This is a genomic window from Acinetobacter proteolyticus, assembly GCF_000367945.1.
Taxonomy (GTDB): domain Bacteria; phylum Pseudomonadota; class Gammaproteobacteria; order Pseudomonadales; family Moraxellaceae; genus Acinetobacter; species Acinetobacter proteolyticus.
Genome location: NZ_KB849179.1, coordinates 233,316 through 251,893 on the forward strand (window position 1 = coordinate 233,316; position 18,578 = coordinate 251,893).

14 protein-coding genes and 2 tRNA genes are annotated in these 18,578 nt (G+C 39.6%); 10 read left to right on the top strand and 6 right to left on the bottom strand.

What is annotated here, in order from left to right; all coding sequences use genetic code 11:
- The 3 genes from F993_RS15630 to F993_RS15620 all read left to right on the top strand — a co-directional run bounded on the left by F993_RS15630 (window position 1) and on the right by F993_RS15620 (window position 2,706).
- On the top strand, window positions 1-1,986 hold the full coding sequence (locus tag F993_RS15630; protein ID WP_004652845.1) for a transglutaminase TgpA family protein: 1,986 nt from the start codon (window positions 1-3) through the stop codon (window positions 1,984-1,986).
- Between the two features lie 35 nt (window positions 1,987-2,021).
- Window positions 2,022-2,098, top strand: a tRNA-Val gene (locus F993_RS15625).
- Window positions 2,099-2,475: 377 nt separating this feature from the next.
- Window positions 2,476-2,706, top strand: coding sequence for a hypothetical protein (locus F993_RS15620; RefSeq protein ID WP_004652846.1), 231 nt, complete (start codon window positions 2,476-2,478; stop codon window positions 2,704-2,706).
- 45 nt (window positions 2,707-2,751) lie between these two features.
- On the opposite strand, the gene F993_RS15615 is transcribed toward F993_RS15620, so the two are convergent.
- From F993_RS15615 to F993_RS15605, 3 genes are all read right to left on the bottom strand, one after another.
- Window positions 2,752-3,435 (bottom strand): pirin family protein, encoded by a 684-nt coding sequence (locus tag F993_RS15615; RefSeq protein ID WP_004652847.1) that lies wholly within the window; start codon window positions 3,433-3,435, stop codon window positions 2,752-2,754.
- 195 nt (window positions 3,436-3,630) lie between these two features.
- On the bottom strand, window positions 3,631-4,974 hold the full coding sequence (argG, locus tag F993_RS15610; RefSeq protein WP_004652848.1) for an argininosuccinate synthase: 1,344 nt from the start codon (window positions 4,972-4,974) through the stop codon (window positions 3,631-3,633).
- Between the two features lie 272 nt (window positions 4,975-5,246).
- Entirely contained in the window at window positions 5,247-6,098 is an 852-nt protein-coding gene (locus F993_RS15605; RefSeq protein WP_004652849.1) for a LysR family transcriptional regulator, read from the bottom strand.
- Window positions 6,099-6,254: 156 nt separating this feature from the next.
- On the opposite strand from F993_RS15605, the gene F993_RS15600 reads away from it, so the two are divergent.
- The 7 genes from F993_RS15600 to F993_RS15570 all read left to right on the top strand — a co-directional run bounded on the left by F993_RS15600 (window position 6,255) and on the right by F993_RS15570 (window position 15,224).
- On the top strand, window positions 6,255-7,172 hold the full coding sequence (locus F993_RS15600; RefSeq protein ID WP_004652850.1) for a DMT family transporter: 918 nt from the start codon (window positions 6,255-6,257) through the stop codon (window positions 7,170-7,172).
- Between the two features lie 283 nt (window positions 7,173-7,455).
- Window positions 7,456-9,486, top strand: coding sequence for an NADPH-dependent 2,4-dienoyl-CoA reductase (locus F993_RS15595; protein WP_004652851.1), 2,031 nt, complete (start codon window positions 7,456-7,458; stop codon window positions 9,484-9,486).
- An 85-nt stretch (window positions 9,487-9,571) separates the two neighbouring features.
- A tRNA-Ser gene (locus F993_RS15590) sits at window positions 9,572-9,661 on the top strand.
- 354 nt (window positions 9,662-10,015) lie between these two features.
- Window positions 10,016-10,225, top strand: a complete 210-nt coding sequence (locus F993_RS15585) for a hypothetical protein (protein ID WP_004652852.1) — start codon at window positions 10,016-10,018, stop codon at window positions 10,223-10,225.
- A 38-nt stretch (window positions 10,226-10,263) separates the two neighbouring features.
- Window positions 10,264-12,141 (top strand): potassium transporter Kup, encoded by a 1,878-nt coding sequence (locus F993_RS15580; protein ID WP_004652853.1) that lies wholly within the window; start codon window positions 10,264-10,266, stop codon window positions 12,139-12,141.
- A 554-nt stretch (window positions 12,142-12,695) separates the two neighbouring features.
- Complete coding sequence (locus F993_RS15575; protein WP_004652854.1) at window positions 12,696-14,357, top strand: phosphoethanolamine transferase; 1,662 nt, start codon at window positions 12,696-12,698, stop codon at window positions 14,355-14,357.
- 246 nt (window positions 14,358-14,603) lie between these two features.
- Window positions 14,604-15,224, top strand: coding sequence for a thiol:disulfide interchange protein DsbA/DsbL (locus F993_RS15570; protein ID WP_004652855.1), 621 nt, complete (start codon window positions 14,604-14,606; stop codon window positions 15,222-15,224).
- 213 nt (window positions 15,225-15,437) lie between these two features.
- Here F993_RS15570 and xseB read toward each other — a convergent pair whose 3' ends face one another.
- The 3 genes from xseB to F993_RS15555 all read right to left on the bottom strand — a co-directional run bounded on the left by xseB (window position 15,438) and on the right by F993_RS15555 (window position 18,418).
- Complete coding sequence (xseB, locus tag F993_RS15565) at window positions 15,438-15,635, bottom strand: exodeoxyribonuclease VII small subunit (protein WP_004652856.1); 198 nt, start codon at window positions 15,633-15,635, stop codon at window positions 15,438-15,440.
- Entirely contained in the window at window positions 15,628-16,896 is a 1,269-nt protein-coding gene (gene xseA, locus F993_RS15560) for an exodeoxyribonuclease VII large subunit (RefSeq protein ID WP_004652857.1), read from the bottom strand. The genes xseB and xseA overlap by 8 nt, the downstream gene beginning before the upstream one ends.
- A 163-nt stretch (window positions 16,897-17,059) precedes the next feature.
- Window positions 17,060-18,418: an amino acid permease gene (locus F993_RS15555; RefSeq protein WP_081401963.1), complete on the bottom strand. Its 1,359-nt coding sequence runs from the start codon at window positions 18,416-18,418 to the stop codon at window positions 17,060-17,062.
- Window positions 18,419-18,578: the final 160 nt, after the last annotated feature.

Sequence of the window (18,578 nt, forward strand, 5' to 3'; positions counted from 1 at the left end):
ATGACTAAACAAGTCTATTTCTGTGTTTTAGCTGTTTTGGCTTTCATATTACTTGGGCAAACTACTTTTGCACCTGCTGCTTTAACGGGATTATGGGCAGTGGTTTGGCTGTTATTGGTTCGGAGATATCGTAAACAGAGTTGGGTGCCTTTTCCGAAATGGTTTTTGGTGATTTTTATTCTATTGTCATTGGGTATTGTTTATGGCAATTATCAAACCATTTTGGGAGTAGAAGCGGGCGTCGCCTTTTTAAGCACCTGTTTATTTGCCAAATGCTTAGAAGCGAAAAACACCCGTGATTTATTGATTGTCTTTAATTTTGCTCTATTTGTCAGTGCCAGCTTATTATTACATAGCCAAGCTTTTTGGATGGCACTGATTGTATTTACAGCCTTTGTGATGTGTTTAGTCGGTCTTTATCGAATACAGACAGGATTATTTAATCAAACGAAACTATCATCAAATCAACTTAAACAAGATGTGAAGCAAATTTTTAAATTTGTAGGAATCGCAATTCCTTTCTTTCTGATCTTATTTATTTTCTTTCCACGATTGCCACCGCTTTGGGCAGTACCAATTCAGAGTAATCAAGCCACGACTGGGATTAGTGATCGCATGTCACCGGGAGATATTGCACAATTATCACAGTCCTCGGCTTTGGCCTTTCGGGTAGTGGCAAATATGTCGCAATTTCCAAGTCGATCAGAATTGTACTGGAGAGCTTTAGTCTTAGATCAATATGATGGAGCCACATGGACCAGTAGTTTTTTTAATCAGCAGATTAAAAATGTGCAGTCCACAGCAAGCAGTGTACCTTATCAATATTTAGCGGCAGATGAGCAAGCCAATTGGATTATGGGCTTGGAATATTCGATTCCACAACAACGCTATTTGCAGTTGTATCAAGATAATAGTATTCGTCCAACTAAATTAGTTAAGCGCAATGTACCCATACAGATGTTGTGGTTGGGACGGTTGCCAGCCGAAGCGGTTGTATTATCATCGCGCCAACTTGAGTTAAATCTCAAATTTGATCCAGATCGAGATGCAAAGGCCCAGCAATTGGCGCATGAGCTTTTTGAACAAAGTCAAAAGCAACCTGAAAAGTATTTACAGTCCGTTCTTGCTTGGTATAGGAAAAATGGCTTTGTTTATACTTTAACACCGGGGACATTGGGTGGTGATCGTATTGATCAATTCTTGTTTTCCAGTCGCAAAGGTTTTTGCGAGCATTATGCCTCAAGCTTTGTCATGCTAATGCGTTATGCAGGTATTCCAGCACGCGTAGTGACTGGCTATCAAGGCGGTCAACTGGCGCCTGATGGGCAAAGTTGGGAGGTTCGACAACTGGATGCCCACGCGTGGAGTGAAGTCTACCTCAATGGAAAATGGAAAAGAATTGACCCGACAGCCATGATTGCACCGCAACGGATTGACACCGGTATGCAGGATTATTTGGCACAAGATCAGAATGTGTGGGGAGATGAAAGTAAGGCTTGGCGTTTACAACAGTTTAAGTTTCTAAAAAATATGCGGATTTGGAGTGATTATTTAAGTTATCAATGGCAAAGCAAAGTTGTTGGTTATGATGCAGACAAACAGAAGAACTGGTTGTCTCGATTAGGTCTGGATTCAAGTTATGCATATGCGATTGTGCTAATTGTTGGCGTATTCGCTATTTTGATTGTCTATGTGGGGATTTATTGGTGGCGACAAAGAAGGCAGCAAGCTGATTATCAAAGAGCTGTACTTAAGTTTCAGAAGCAACTACCTAGAAATCTGCATAAGCAACAAGCAGAGACTTTTCAAGAATGGATGCAGCGCTTGGCAAGTCAGCTTGAAAACAAACAGGTCTTTGAACAAGCAATTGTGTTATATCAACAAATTGTTTTTTTAGAGCAGCAGGATAGCGCAAATACTCAAGATTTTAAGCGCTTGCTTAAAGACTGTGCGATTGCACTAAAACAATCTCAAAAAAACTTGTGAAGCTGATAAAAAATGAATATGATGCTTCTCATTCTAGGTGTATAGCTCAGTTGGTTAGAGCGCTACGTTGACATCGTAGAGGTCTCCAGTTCGAGTCTGGATATACCTACCAAGATTTTTAGGTTTTATAGCTTCGAATGAAGTTACGAAAACTCCAAAGCCCTGAATTCGAAAAGATTCAGGGCTTTTTTTATTCCAACTTATTTTGTTAGAAAATTAAGCGACTTGACCCAACTCACTATTGGTGCTAATTTAATCAATAAGGAAGTCATATACTATTTGGGATTTAAGAGAAATCTTGCCTAAATGAACAAAGATATGACAACCTGAACACACAGCTAACAACGAACGAAACGATTCAGGTCGTTTTTAAAAATGTTCAAGGTTGTAGAAAAGCCCGTTAATCGGGCTTTTTTAATGCTGATTATTTTTAAAACAAATCTAGGCTATAGTGTGTAATAAAGATTGGATGAGCAATATGGGATTGTGATGCTGATGTTTATTATTTTAGTCATCGTGGCTGGCTTGGCTTTATTGTTGTTCTTCGCAAAGAAAACTGGTGCTACGTCAGATTCTTCAGATTATAGTCATCCATATTCGTCAACAACTTCAAATTGCGATTCAGTCCAGAATAATAATGATCAGCGTGTAGATGATTGTGGTTTTAATGCTGACTCAAGTTCTGACTCAAGCAGTTGTGATAGTAGTAATAATGATTAAAAAGCTTGCACCTCTTGAGGGTAAGAGGTGCAAGATAAACCGAGTTTAAGGTAGGTCAAACCAGATCATTTGACTGTCTTGTAATGCAGTAATGGTTGCAGTCTCATCAAACAGTAAAGCATCACCCGCTTTAACCAAATGATCGGCAATCATCACTTCACCTGAAATCACATGCACGTAGTTGACTTTTTTCCGTGCTGTAATCTCTAAATGTTGATCTTTCTCAATCACTGCAGTTTTCACTTCAGCATTTTGACGGATCGACATTGGCGCAGATTCATCACCAGCAATCAAGTGCCATTGGTTTGGATGATCTTTCGGGTTGAGTTGAATTTGCTGATAGGTTGGTTCAGCATCTTGCACATTCGGTTGAATCCAAATCTGTAATAGATGCACCGCTTTATCATGCTTGTTCATTTCACTGTGGGTGACCCCAGTTCCAGCGCTCATCAATTGCCATTCACCTGCATTGATTTGGCCTTCATTGCCCATACTGTCTTTATGAGAAATGGTGCCATCGAGTACACAGGTCAAGATTTCCATATTGTCATGGGGATGAGTACCGAAACCATTATGCGCAGCGACTGTATCGTCATTAATCACGCGAAGCGCGCTGACGCCCATGTATTTCGGGTCATACCAGCTTCCAAAGGAAAAGCTATGATAGGTGTCTAACCAGCCTGCTTTGACATGACCACGGTTTTCACTACGATGTAGATAAGCATTCATCTTTCATCTCCCAAATTATTGTGTTTTGCTTAAGGCTTATATTATCGATTCATAATGACGATAAATAGTCTGTAATTGCGACATATTGTTCTATAAATGCAATGATTGAGTAATGCGTATTTTCTTGGATAAAATAAAAAAGGCTGAATAAAAATATTCAGCCTTTTCAAATAGGTAAATTAATTAACCCATCTTTTATTTTGATTTGTTTTCAAGCTGTGGAATTGCAGAACCTTGACCCACTGCAAGTAAACCTGTTTCAGTATAGATACCCAATTTTGCACGGGTATCGGTAATGTCGAGGTTACGCATAGTTAACTGACCGATACGATCCATTGGCGTAAACATTGAATCACCTTTCTCCATGGTTAAACGCTCAGCTTCATAAGTGAGGTTAGGAGATTCAGTGTTCATGATGGTGTAGTCATTACCACGACGTAATTCTAAAGTCACCGTACCAGTAATCGCTTTAGCAACCCAACGTTGTGAAGTTTCACGAAGCATGAGCGCTTGTGAATCGAACCAACGGCCTTGGTAAAGTAGGCGACCTAAACGTAAACCATTAATACGGTATTGTTCAATCGTGTCTTCGTTATGAATACCAGTCACCAAACGCTCATAAGCGATATGTAACAAAGCCATACCCGGTGCTTCATAGATACCACGAGATTTTGCTTCAATAATACGGTTTTCGATTTGGTCAGACATCCCTAGACCATGACGACCACCGATACGGTTCGCTTCAAGAATAAATTCAACTGGATCTTCGATACGTTGACCATTCAATGCAACTGGCATACCTTGTTCAAAGGTAATGCTTACTTCTTCTGGTTGGATTTCAACGTCATCTTTCCAGAATGCAACGCCCATGATTGGATCTACGATTTTAATACCCGCATTGAGGTATTCTAAATCTTTGGCTTCGTGCGTCGCACCCAACATATTTGAGTCAGTTGAATACGCCTTTTCTTTTGACATTTTATAGTCAAAACCGTTGTCGATTAAGAATTGCGACATTTCAGCACGGCCGCCTAACTCATCAATAAAGGTTTGGTCTAACCATGGTTTATAGATTTTAAGCGCAGGGTTGGTCAATAAACCGTAACGATAGAAACGTTCAATATCATTGCCTTTATAAGTTGAACCATCACCCCAAATATTGACGTCATCTTCTTTCATCGCGGTAACAAGCATCGTACCTGTCACTGCACGACCTAAAGGTGTGGTATTGAAGTAAGGAACACCACCTGTGCTGATGTGGAACGCGCCACATTGAATCGCAGCAATACCTTCAAGCGCAAGTTGTAAACGACAATCGATTAATCGAGCTTTGACTGCACCGTACTGTTCAGCTTTCTTTGGAATAGCATCATAGTCATCTTCATCAGGCTGACCCAGATTTGCAGTATATGCATAAGGCTCTGCGCCTTTCTGTTTCATCCATAATAAAGCTGCTGAAGTGTCTAAACCACCAGAGAAGGCAATCCCAACTTTTTTACCTACTGGTACATGCTGCAAGATCGTTGCATTATCAGTCATTGCTAGTCCTAACTATTTCGAAATAGGCACCCTAATACTTCGGTGACCAAAGAGAATTTATACGTCCCGTACTATATCACTTTTCAAATCGATTTTTTTTCTGTTAGGAAAGGAATTCTTTTTTTTTCATTTGAAAAATAGATTAACATCGGGAAAATATAAAGTTTTACGATAAGCATTCACAATAAGGCGTTAACAGGCCTGAACTTTAAAAAGTCTCAAGTGAAAAGTACATCAAGAGTTGCAAACGTTCTTTATAAAAAGTGTCTAGTTCAAAGCGAATCATTTAAGCCAATAAATTGTTTCTCGATCGGGGTAAATACATGATCATGACGTGCAATCAGATAAAGGCCGATATCCCGATACTGTTCAGGTGTTTCGCGATAGTACTGAATGTTATATTTTTCAATCAAAGATTTGGCAATCATCGAGATGCCCATACCTAATTGGGTAAAGTGAATTAGAGCCTCATGATCATAAATATGGGTGAGTTCACCTTTTTTAAGCTTATAGTCTGTGTAGATGCTGTCTAAGGTAGTGGCATAGCAGCATTGTTCAGAAGCCAGCAAGATATTTTGATGATTCAGACACTCTTCGAGACTGTCATGGTTGATCATGTTTTTACCAATAATCACCAGTTGATCATCCGCTTTTTGAATATATTGCAGATTTTTATGTTTAGGATGTCCTAGGGCATAAGCGATATCCAAATTGCCCGCTAAAATCTCATTCTCGATGTAACCTGTTGGACCTGTTTTCATGGTGATGGAAAGATCAGGGTAGGCTTCATAGAGCTGACTAAAAGAGGGGTAGAAACGCATCCCGCCTAGACTGGTATTGGTGCCAAAGCGTAAAACGCTTTCTTGTTGATAGATTTTATTTTCAGTTTCTTCCCAAGTGAAAATCATCTTTTTATATTGGGCATATAAATTCATGCCCGATTCAGTCAGTTCAACACCTTTGGGCTTACGAATAAACAGTTGGCGCTTATAGTGATTTTCAATCTTTTTGATTTTCGCAGTCATATTAGACTGTAAATAATTGAGCTTATTTGCCGCGGCAGTAATACTTTTTAGCTCGGCCACAGTCACAAATGATCGGATATCGCTAATATCAATATTCACGGCAAGTCCTCAATATTTCAATTCGAAAGGTGCTATCAAAAAGGATGAATTGAATTAGGCATCAAAAAAAATGATGTATCTATTAAAACATAGCATTATTCATGATGTCATTTATTTTATACACTAAGCTTACTTTTTATCGGTTGAGTACAACACGTGAATATTCGAGTCGTGAGTGCAATCGCGTTGCTGTGTCTGGTTTGGGGTTCGTTATGGGGCTTGGTCAAACACAGCCTACAAGTGTTTCCACCATTTTTATTTATCTCTACACGGTTGATTTTAGCTGCAGTGACATTAATGCTGGTACAACGGATTTTAAAAAAATCCATTTTGCCTGAGCAAGCTGAGTTGAAGCCCTTAATCATTTTAAGTGTATTGATCTGTTTTGGTTTTTATGCCACGCAGACCTTTGCCATGCAATTTGTGGGTTCAGGTTTATCAGCTGTATTGGTATTTACCATGCCGATTTTTATTGCTGTATTAGCGCATTATTTTTTAAATGAAAGGTTGAATACCCAGAAAATCTTGGGGCTCGTTTTAGGAACCTTGGGACTCATCGCAATTTTATGGCCGCAATTACATCATGTGCATATGAATATGTCATTGCTGGGGCAGGTGTTACTCATTGGTTCAGGCTTTTTCTGGGCATTATCGACGGTTTACATCAAAAAGAATTTTGCCACCTATGACAAAATCAAACTCACCATTTGGCAACTGTTACTCGGTGGAAGTTTAATGTTTGTGATGGCCTTATTGTTCGAACCAGTTGATACTCAGGTTTGGCTTAATCCACTGAACGAATCTGCTTTATTTTATATTGCAGTGGTAGGCACTGGTTTTGCCTTTGTGCTTTGGAACTGGATTGTCAGTCAGGTTGATACTTTTGTCGCTTCGATTTCAATTATGTGTATCCCGATTCTGAGTCTATTTTTTGGTTCTTTAATCTGGCATGAGCCGCTGACCCTCAATATCTTGATTGGTGCTGCTTTTATCTGTGCGGGCATTGTGATGAGTTCGCTCAAAATGAAAGCACAGAAAAATCGTCTGGCTTATTCGAGTCATCAACAACATTAAATTGAGTAGAATGAGAATAAACCGAAGCATTGATCAATCAGCTTGAGTTAGTTTTTTAGATTAAATAAAGGCAGTCACTATGATTATTGTGGCTGCCTTTTTTATGTCGAGGTGCTTCTGCCATAAATAGTATTTAGAGTTGCAGCAGCAGAATCTTAAGTATGTTTAAGCCAAATTGACACTTTCAACAGCTAAATTTTTAGATAGAGTCATCCCAAATCAACAAAAAAGTATTAAAGTACTATGCAACAAGTTGCAAAGCCAAAATTAGAGAAGGAATACCATGACTAGCTATGCAAATATCTTAAAGCCATTACATTTGGGTTTTACCACCATTAAAAACCGTGTGGTAATGGGTTCGATGCACTCAGGTTTAGAAGATCGTTTCTTTAATTATCCAAAACTCGCTGCTTATTTTGGTGAGCGCGCAAAGGGCGGTGTAGGCTTAATCATCACAGGTGGTATTTCTCCCAACCGTCAGGGCTGGTTACTCCCTGCGGGCGGAACCATGAATAGTTTGGCCGATATTCCTCATCATCGTTTAGTCACCCATGCGGTACATAAGCATGGCGCGAAGATTTTGATGCAAATTCTGCATTCGGGTCGTTATGGTTATCATCCGTTTTCGGTATCTTCTTCTCCGATTCAAGCACCGATTAACCCATTTAAACCACGTCAAATGTCTGATTCTCAGATATTGGCAACCATTGAAGATTATGCGCGTTGTGCGAGCTTAGCGAAAAAAGCAGGCTATGATGGTGTCGAAATTATGGGTTCAGAAGGTTATTTAATTAACCAGTTCCTCAGCAGTCATGTGAATAAGCGTACTGACCGTTGGGGCGGTGACATTGAAAATCGTATGCGCTTCCCAGTGGAGATCGTCAAAGCGATCCGTGCCAAAGTCGGTGAAAAATTTATTATTGCTTTCCGTCTGTCTTTGCTGGATTTAGTGCATGATGGCAACACCATGCAAGAAGTGATTGTGGTTGCCAAAGCATTAGAAAAAGCAGGGATTACGCTGTTAAATACAGGGATCGGTTGGCACGAAGCCCGTGTTCCTACGATTGTAACCTCTGTGCCGCGTGCCGCGTTTGTCGATTATACCGCTGCGGTAAAACAGCACGTTTCTGTTCCCGTGATTGCATCGAATCGTATTAATATGCCTGATGTTGCTGAAGAGATTATTGCTTCTGGCAAGGCGGATATGGTGCAAATGGCGCGTCCATTCTTGGCTGATGCTTATTGGGTGAATAAGACTGCAACCAATCGTGTGGATGAAATTAATACCTGTATCGCGTGTAACCAAGCGTGTTTAGATCACGCATTTAAGAATGAACGTGTCAGCTGTTTAGTCAATCCGCAAGCATGCCATGAAACAGAATTGGTTTATATCAAAACCAAAAAACCAAAACGTATTGCGGTTGTCGGTGGCGGGGTGGCAGGTATGTCTTCTGCTACGGTTGCTGCAAGTCGAGGTCACGCCGTAACTTTATTTGAAGCAAATAACGATGTTGGTGGTCAGTTTAACTTGGCAAAAGTGGTACCTGGTAAAGAAGAATTCCATGAGACCATTCGTTATTTTAAAGTACAACTCAAACAAACTGGGGTAGATGTCCGTTTAAATACTCGTGTAAGTCGTGAGCAGCTAGAACGTGAAGGTTTTGATGAAGTAATTGTGGCAACAGGTGTTGTACCACGCGCATTAAAAATTCAAGGCAGTACCGCACCTCAAGTGTTGTCATATGCTGAAGTATTACGTGGCGCAGAAGTGGGCCATAAGGTCGCCGTGATTGGTGCAGGTGGGATTGGCTTTGACGTATCCGAGTTCTTATTAAAACCACCACACCAACCTCAGCCGCAACCCTTAGCAGAATGGCAACGTGAGTGGGGTGTAGACCCAGATCCTAACTATATCTCTGAAGGTGGAATGCAACGCCCAGAAGTTGAAATTCCAGTGCGTCAGATTTATTTATTGCAGCGCAAAACCACACCGCTTGGAATTGGTTTGGGTAAAACCTCTGGTTGGGTGCATCGTGCACAGTTAAAAAAGCATGCGGTACGTATGTTGCGTGGTGTGCAGTATAAAGCAGTGACCGATGAAGGTTTGTGGGTAGAACACAATGGTCATGATCAATTGTTGCGTGTGGATACCATCGTGGTCTGTGCAGGACAAGAATCCGTGAAAGATTTGATGCCAAAAGATGGTGAAAATACTTCGGCGAACTATCATATTATTGGTGGTGCGAAGCTCGCAGCAGAGCTAGATGCCAAGCGTGCGATCCGAGATGGTGCTGAATTAGCCGCAAAACTCTAAAATTGATGAAACAATATGCATTTGAATACATTGCAGTTAAATTTCTCTTGTATAAAGAGGGCAAGCTTTGTATTCTTACGCACATGGAAGCGTGGCAGAGCGGTTTAATGCACCGGTCTTGAAAACCGACGAGGGTGTGAGTCCTCCGTGAGTTCGAATCTCACCGCTTCCGCCAAATTCAAAAAGCCCTTGTATCTACAAGGGCTTTTTTCTTATTTATGCTTTTTTTCCACATAAAAATCACATCAATTGGTAATACCAATAGTGACGATACTTCTCACTCTACGTGAAATCGAATAAGTTCGACTATTAAAAAAGCAAGCGTCTAGAATATTGACTTGAGCAATATCGAGCCGAACTAACCCAAGCTTATCTTTATTTCTTAAAGCTAGAATTCCGATTGTAGTTTTAGGAGAGCTTGGACATGTTGTGCTTAGATGACATAGCTTAAAAATTTACGCAAATTTTACGCGGCCATTTTTTTAAGTTTATTAAAATACACTTTGCAATCGTTCTTATGGATAGGTTAATGAGTTTCTTTAATACATCTGATCAAAACAATCATTTTCATAACCTGCTTCTTAATAAAAAAGAGGTACTCATGGGTTATCCCGTAGACGTGCTGGTCGAAAAATATGCCGGTGCATCGGAAGAAATACAGCAGATTATTGTTCAGATTCTTAAAGAGAGAGGGTATTCTTCGCGAGAAATAGAGCATATGCTTAAAGAAAATAAATGACCAAAGTTTTGCCCTATAACAGTTAAAGAAAGCTCATTATGCAAAATACTACAAAAAAAGCAGCATTGCCTGCCACAGCGTTGGCAGCGCTCGGGGTGGTCTTTGGAGATATTGGAACAAGTCCGCTATATGCGTTAAAGGAATCCTTCCATGCGGCTCATGGTTTGGGGATTCAACCTGAAAATGTATTAGGTATTTTGTCTATTATCTTCTGGTGCTTAATGCTGATCATCAGTATTAAATACATCGCGATCGTCATGCGTGCAGACAATAATGGTGAAGGTGGGATCATGGCTTTATTGGCCTTGAACTTACGTAAAGCGAAATTATCAGAAACAAAAAAGATCTATCTCATTGCAATTGGTTTTATTGGGGCATCTTTATTCTTTGGAGATGGGATTATTACCCCAGCCATATCCGTTCTTTCTGCTGTTGAAGGCTTATCCATTGCCACCAATGTGCTTGACCCTTTCATTGTGCCAATTGCGATTGTGATTGTGACCACGCTGTTTTTGATGCAGAAACATGGCACCGCCTTTGTGGGTAAGTTCTTTGGACCCATAACTTTGGTTTGGTTTTTGTCACTTGGCATTTTAGGTATTGCCAGTGTGATACAGACACCTGTAGTACTGGGGATGGTGAGTCCACATTGGGCAATACAGTTTATCTTTACCCATCCAGTCCAGTCCTTCTTTATCATGGGAGCCGTGGTGTTAACGGTCACTGGAGGTGAAGCATTGTATGCAGATATGGGACATTTTGGCCCACGTCCAATTCGTTTTGGATGGTTCAGCGTCGTGTTACCTTGCTTGGTTTTAAACTATGCCGGTCAAGGTGCATTATTACTGCGTAATCCAGCCGCAATTGAAAACCCATTCTATTTATTGGTGCCTAGTTGGGCGCTATACCCAATGATTATCTTGGCGACTATGGCGGCAGTGATTGCTTCACAAGCGGTTATTTCTGGGGTGTTTTCCTTGGCACGCCAAGCAATTCAATTGGGTTATTTACCAAGATTAGGGATTAAACATACTTCTGATTCAGAAGAAGGGCAGATTTATGTGCCTTTTCTAAACTGGCTATTACTGATTGCAATTTTAATTCTAATTTTAATCTTCCAGACCAGTTCAAACCTTGCCAGTGCGTATGGTCTAGCGGTTACATTAACCATGCTCTGCGATACGATTTTGGTTGCAGTCTTTATTTATTATGCTTGGAAATGGAGCTTACCGAAGGTATTTTTACTTATTATTCCATTTTTCATTCTAGAGTCAGTTTTGGTTGCCGCTGCATCTTTAAAAATATTCTCAGGTGGTTGGGTGCCATTATTAATTGGTGCTGTCGCAATGATCATCCTAATGACTTGGAAGCGAGGTCGAGAGCTCACTTTTGCCAAGCTTGAACATGACACATTGTCACTCGATTTATTCATAAGAAGTATTGGCGATAATGTACATCGTGTGCCAGGAGATGCGGTATTCCTGACCGGTACGCCGAATGTGGTTCCACATGCCATGTTGCATAATATTAAGCACAATAAAGTGTTACATGAACGCAATATTCTGGCGACTGTCGTAATTGAAGATGTCCCTTATGTTCGGCAAGAAGAACGCATTCATGTTGAAACTTTAGATAATCATTTCTATCGGATTAAAATTTTCTATGGATTTAAAGACGAGCCGAATGTACCACGCGCATTGGCTCAAGCCTATGAGCAGCTAGAGTTTGAATATGATTTGATGCAGATTAGCTTCTTTATCTCACGTGAACGTATTATGCATAGTGTCGGGGATGGCATGGCCCCTTGGCGGGAGCATTTATTTATTTCAATGCAACGTAATACCAGTCCAGTCAGTGATTTTTATCAAATCCCGACCAACCGCGTGGTGGAGCTGGGTAGTCAGATCGAAATTTAAAAAAATGTGTACTAAGCTTCAAATTTAACTATGATTGCTTTAGCAAAATTCAGACAGCTCTTGTGAATACAAGGGCTTTATCTTGCTTGAGCTTTCCAATGATTATGGGGTCCTACACGGCCCTGACTGAATAGCATGATATTCAAGATTAGAAAGTCCAAGAATGATGCTTTCATTTCAGTTTCATTTAAGCAAGCCTTTCTACTCTAAAAGAATAGTAAAGCCGTACAAGCATCGCTACACCTTTTGCCACATCCTCAGATGTGGTTTTTTTATGCCAGTTTTTTGCTGTTCTGACTTTTTTATACAGTTTTCCATACATTAAATAATCATTATGAATTTAATAGGATATAACTTTTTATTCACTCTTATATTTAATTTAGTGCTTAATTTTTAAAATTATGACGCCTAAATTACATTTTTGTCATATTAAAAAAATAGATTAAATTTGATATATACTTTTTAAAGTAAAGTTGTTTATTTTTTTCGGGTTTTGTTTTTAATTTTTATTTATTTCTAAAAAAGCTGGGGTGTCTGGTTTTCGGGATTTTAAAATGCTTTGGCTTAAAAATATATTTGGAAGAGATATTTCATTATTATGGTTTAATTTTATATTGGCAATCTGGCTGGGTCTATTTTTGAACTTTTCATTCTTTATGAAAATTCAAGATCTAACCCCTTATTCAGGTATCCAAAGTTTTCTATTTTTGATTGCTTCTATATTGGTCGTGATCTTTACATATAATTTTATATTTCAGATTTTTAACTGGCGTTGGACTGCAAAACCTATTGCGATTTTTCTGATCTTAATTGGCGGATTTGCATCCTATACCGTAACTTCACTTGGTGTATGGATTACTTCTGATCAAATCCAGAATATGATGCAAACCAACTTTACAGAAGCACGAGATCTTTGGTCTTGGTATCTTTTGGCTTGGGTCTTGGGACTGATCATTCTGCCTATTTTTGTTGTTGCTAGGGTTAAAATTAGACATGAAGCTAAACCCTTTATGTTTCAATTTACTCAAAAAATTATAACTGCTGTTGTTTCTTTATCTATTGTCATCGTTATGCTGTTTATTTTCTATGTCGATTTTGCAGCTATTTTCCGTGAAAATCGCAGTTTAAAAGGAATGATTTCGCCACAAAATATGATTAGCTCTTTTGTTTCATATTACAAAAAGAAGGCGCCAAAAAAGAATCAACCCTTCATCAGTTATGGTCAAGATGCCAAGCTTTTTCAACGGGAAAATGCATTACCCAAGTTAATGGTACTTGTGGTGGGTGAAACAGCCAGAGCTGAAAATTTCTCTTTAAATGGATATAACAAACTCACCAATCCTGAAATGGCTCAACAAGACATCTTGAATTTTTCTAAAGTGAGTTCGTGTGGCACGGCAACGGCTGTTTCTGTTCCGTGTATGTTTTCAGGGATGCCTCGTAAATCCTATGATGAGCGCTTAGCCATTCGTAGAGAGGGCTTACTCGATATTGCGCAACGTGCTGGTTATCAGGTCACTTGGATTGAAAATAATTCAGGCTGTAAAGGGGTTTGTGACCGGGTTGAGATGTATAAGATTGCAGAACCGATTCAGAAAAAATGGTGTAAGAGCGGAGAATGTTATGACGAAGTCTTAGTTGATAGTCTGAAATCCTATCTACAATCTATTCCTCAAGGCGATACTCAACCTCGTTTGCTTGTATTGCATCAATTAGGCAGTCATGGCCCAGCATATTACAAGCGCGTCCCACCCCAATTTAAAGTTTTTAGGCCTACATGTGATACCAATGCCATTCAGGGGTGTAGTCGTGAAGCTTTGCAAAATACCTATGACAATACATTGTTATATACTGATTATATTTTGAGCCAATTGGTTGAAACCTTAAAACAGAATACACAGCATGAAACAGGCTTATGGTATTTGTCTGATCATGGAGAATCCACAGGTGAAAGTGGTATGTATTTACACGGAGCCCCTTATATGATCGCACCACAACAGCAAACACATATTCCGATGATCATGTGGTTTTCAGCACTTTGGAAACAGTCTAATCCAGAGCAGATAAAATGTTTGTCGAATCAAAAAAATGAAGTATTGAGTCAGGATAATTTATTTCCAACCATGTTAAGTTTATTGGATATAAAAACGAAAGTTATCGATGCTGAAACGGATATGCTAGCAACTTGTTCACCTATAGCGCGTAAAGTTAATTAAACAGACGGATTTGTTTATTTTTGTGATGTGGTATTTATTTTAATCCTGAGTGTGTGGTAAAAATAACAACTTCACGATATACATTCCTCCAGTGAAATATTTATATCGTCATCCCATTCACTTTGCGAAGTGTTTGGGATTTTTTTAAATGAGTAATCGTTAAATTGGGGTTGATGGCTGATTAATATATTTATTTTGATGCATATATTAACTCGATTGGAAATGACTGTAAGAGCTATAAATTTAATGAAAAATTTTATTTTAACCAGCGCGGCTGCAATTGTTGCAGTATGTTCTACACAGAGTATGGCCGCTGATTTTGTTGCTGGTAAAGATTATACCGTGGTTCAAAATCCAGTAAAAACCTCCGCCCCTGCCAATACAATCGAAGTGAGAGAGTTTTTTTGGTATGGATGTTCTTATTGCTTTAAATTAGAACCACATATGCAGTCTTGGTTAAAGACCATTCCTAAAGATGTTTACTTTCTGCGTACGCCAGCGGCAATGAACCCGATGTGGGAGCAGGGTGCGCGTGCATATTATGTGAGTGAGGCTTTAGGTGTACGTAAACGTACCCATTTACCGTTATTCCATATCAATTTTTCAGGTCAAGAAAGAGTCTTACAAAAAGAGGCTTTTGCTAAGTTTTTTACTCAATATGGTATTTCTGAGGCTAAATTTAATAGCAGCTATGATTCTTTCCCGATTACAGCAAAAATTGCGGAATCAAATCAATTGGCGCAAAAATATCAACTTACGGGCGTTCCAGCTGTTGTGGTCAATGGTAAATATATTGTCCAAGGCGGGGATAATAAAGTTGTTCAAGTTGTTGAATATCTAGTGAATAAAGAGCGTAAGGCTCAGTAATTTTGATGTTTGAACCGATGGCAGACCTTTTAAAGTCTGTGTCGTAAATCAAGCACGTATGAAGGTGTTGTCAGTACGATTGCTACAACACTTCTTCGTTTATAAAATTGTTCACGATTTAAAATAAAGAGGCCGAGCCAGCGCCGCATCGTTTTGCGGCCTTGTCATGGTTTTATACGACTCATGATCAAACAGACTTCTTTATACTAAAAATTAACTCTCTTTAAAGGTTTCATTCAATGCTTGTTGCACTGCATCTACACGTGATTTACAGGCTTTGTATGCATTCATTGACTCCTCAACAATCTTCATTAAGTTATCAATATCAGGTTCTTCCTGAGCTTCGAGCAGCGCCGCATTTTTTTTGAGCAGGCTATAACCGTCTTTAAAGCTTAATTCTTTTTTACTCATGATCAATGACCTCTTTGATATGACTTACATTGGCATGGATATAACCATCATGCATTTCAACAGCAATGCTTGAGCCGACTTGTTGCACAGAGCGAATTGCTTTGTTTTCACTACGCACAATGGCATAGCCTTTGGCTAAAACATGTTTGGGATTTTGCAGTAATGTTTCCCGCATCAAGGCTTCGATTTGGGTCGAGGCCGTTTTAAGTTGCTGTTTCGCAAAATATTGCAGGGTTGATTTAGCAACTTGGAGGTGTAAATTACTGGCGCTGATTTGATTCTCTGCCTGTGATTTGATAACACTCATCAATCGATCATTTTGGCTTTGATAGGCGGTAATCTGATGTTGAGACAGTAGTTTGATAGTTTGTAGATGATTGACGACATCTTGTGAGCGTTCTGCAATCAGATTTCGAATTCCTGCAATGACTTTACTGGGTGTATCAAAGGAACGATGTGCAAGCTCATCTAAAATGGTTCGGTCTTTTTCATGTCCAATACCGACCCAGATAGGGACTTTGCGTTTACACAGCAGGGCAGCCAGATCATAGTCATTTAAATAAGCTAAATCGTTGACTGCACCACCACCACGAATGATCACGATTAGATCTGGTGGTAGGGTATAATCTTTTGCCCACTGGCGTAGCCCTGAGCTTAAAGACTCCATAATACTGTGTGCGGCGGTATTGCCTTGAAAAGTCGCGGTGTGATAAACAAAATGACAAACACCGGCTTGGTGTAATGCATCGGCATCTTTTTTGAAATCACCTAAACCTGCAGCATTTTCTGGGGCAATCACCAGTACATTTTCAATATCAAAAGGTGCAGGCAGTTCTTTATTCAAATGTACCAGACCTTCATTGCTTAATCGCGCTAGAATCTGTTGATAGCGTTTCGCAATATCGCCCAAGGTAAAGCTTGAGTCAATGTCTTCAATATTGACCGAAAAGCCATATTGCGGATCAAAACGAGCCTTGATTTTAATCAGTACATTTAAATCTTTTGAAAGTTCAACCCCACTTTCACGCTCAAATTTAAGCACCATTTTAGCTGCAGTGAATTTCCAAATTGTGGCTTTACAGCTTGCGATGACTTTATCGGTATCTTGTTCCTTTTCAGTCAGCTCAAGATAGTAATGCCCACCTTTAATATTTAAATTCCGAATCTCCGCTTTGACCCAGACAGGCTCATCAAAAGACAGGCGAATGACTTCCTGTACTGCTGAGAGATAATCGCTAAGAGAGAATTGAGGTTCGGACATTGGATTGAGTGATAAAGGGGACAGCACTATAGTAGCAAATTGAGTCAGCTGATAACAAATCAGGCCTAATATGTTGAAACTTATGCTTCAGATAGAAAGTAGAGAAAATGCATCTACAGCTTATTCCTGTTAAGTACTGTAGATGCGAATAAGTGGTCATGCTTTAAAGCGATTTATTCCATTTCAAGACTTTAAATAATCCGAACATAAACATGATCCAGACCGGAATTAGAATCACAGATTCTTTAAAGCCTTGGGTCCACATGATGTACAGAATCATGACAATAAATGCGAGAACCAGATAGTTGCTAAGTGGTGAGAACAAGGCTGGAAATTTTACAGTTTTGCCTTCTAATCGAATAGCCTGTTTAAATTTTAAATGGGTAAAGCTAATAATCGCCCAGTTTAGAACCAAGGCAGCAACTGCCATATACATCAAGTGACTTAAGGCTTGTTCTGGTACAAAATAGTTCAGTAAGACACAACCAAAAATCAAGATAGAAGAAAAAATCACTGCTGGCATTGGTACGCCTTGCTTGCTGACTTTGGCAAAAATCTTAGGGGCATTACCTTGTACTGCAAGTCCAAACAGCATACGACTATTGGCATACATGCCGCTGTTATAAACCGAGAGTGCCGCGGTCAAAATAATAAAATTAAGCAAATGCGCGGCCCAATCAATGCCCAATTGGCTGAAAATCATCACGAAAGGGCTCTTGTCCAAACCACCCAGATCAAGTTGATTCCAAGGAATCAATGACATGATGATCGCCAGCGACGCTACATAAAAAATCAAGATTCGGAAAATCACCTGATTGATGGCTTGAGGAATACTTTTCTCAGGATTTTCTGCTTCAGCCGCAGTCATACCGATCAATTCAATGCCACCAAAGGCAAACATTAGAAAGGCCAACATATAAAACAAGCCTGAGAAACCATGCGGAAAAAATCCGCCGTGCTGCCATAAGTTGGTGAAACTTGCTGTCGAATCAGCTCCAGCGGTCAGTAATAGGTACAAACCAAACAGGATCATTGAAATAACTGCAACGACTTTGATAATGGCCAACCAGAATTCAGATTCGCCATAAAATTTCACATTGCCCAGATTTAAGCAGGTGACGACAATGAAGAAGAACAAAGTCGAGATCCACGCAGGTATATGTGGCCACCAATAGTGGATATATTTGGCAATCGCTGTCAGCTCAGTCATTGCCACTAAAATATAAACCACCCAGTAATTCCAACCTGATAAGAAGCCAGCGAAGCTTCCCCAATATTTTTGTGAGAAATAACTAAAAGAACCTGCTACTGGTTCTTCAACAATCATTTCACCCATTTGACGCATGATCAGAAATGCGATCAAACCGACAATGGCATAGCCTAGGATAATCGAAGGGCCTGCGGACTGAATCGCCTGAGCTGAACCTAAAAACAGACCTGTACCCACAGCACCACCCATCGCAATCAATTGGATATGGCGGTTTTTTAGTCCACGTTTTAATTGGGGAGAGGAATTACTCAAAATACGCTGCGCTGAACAAAAAGAAGTGATTGTAAAGGATCGCGAGGAGATCGACTAGTTTAGATAGGAGAATGCAGCTGTAATTTTATAGCCCTATTTAGATGGGAGTATTTCTACATTAAATTTTGATCAGTTTTATTAGAGCACTCATCTTCTCGTA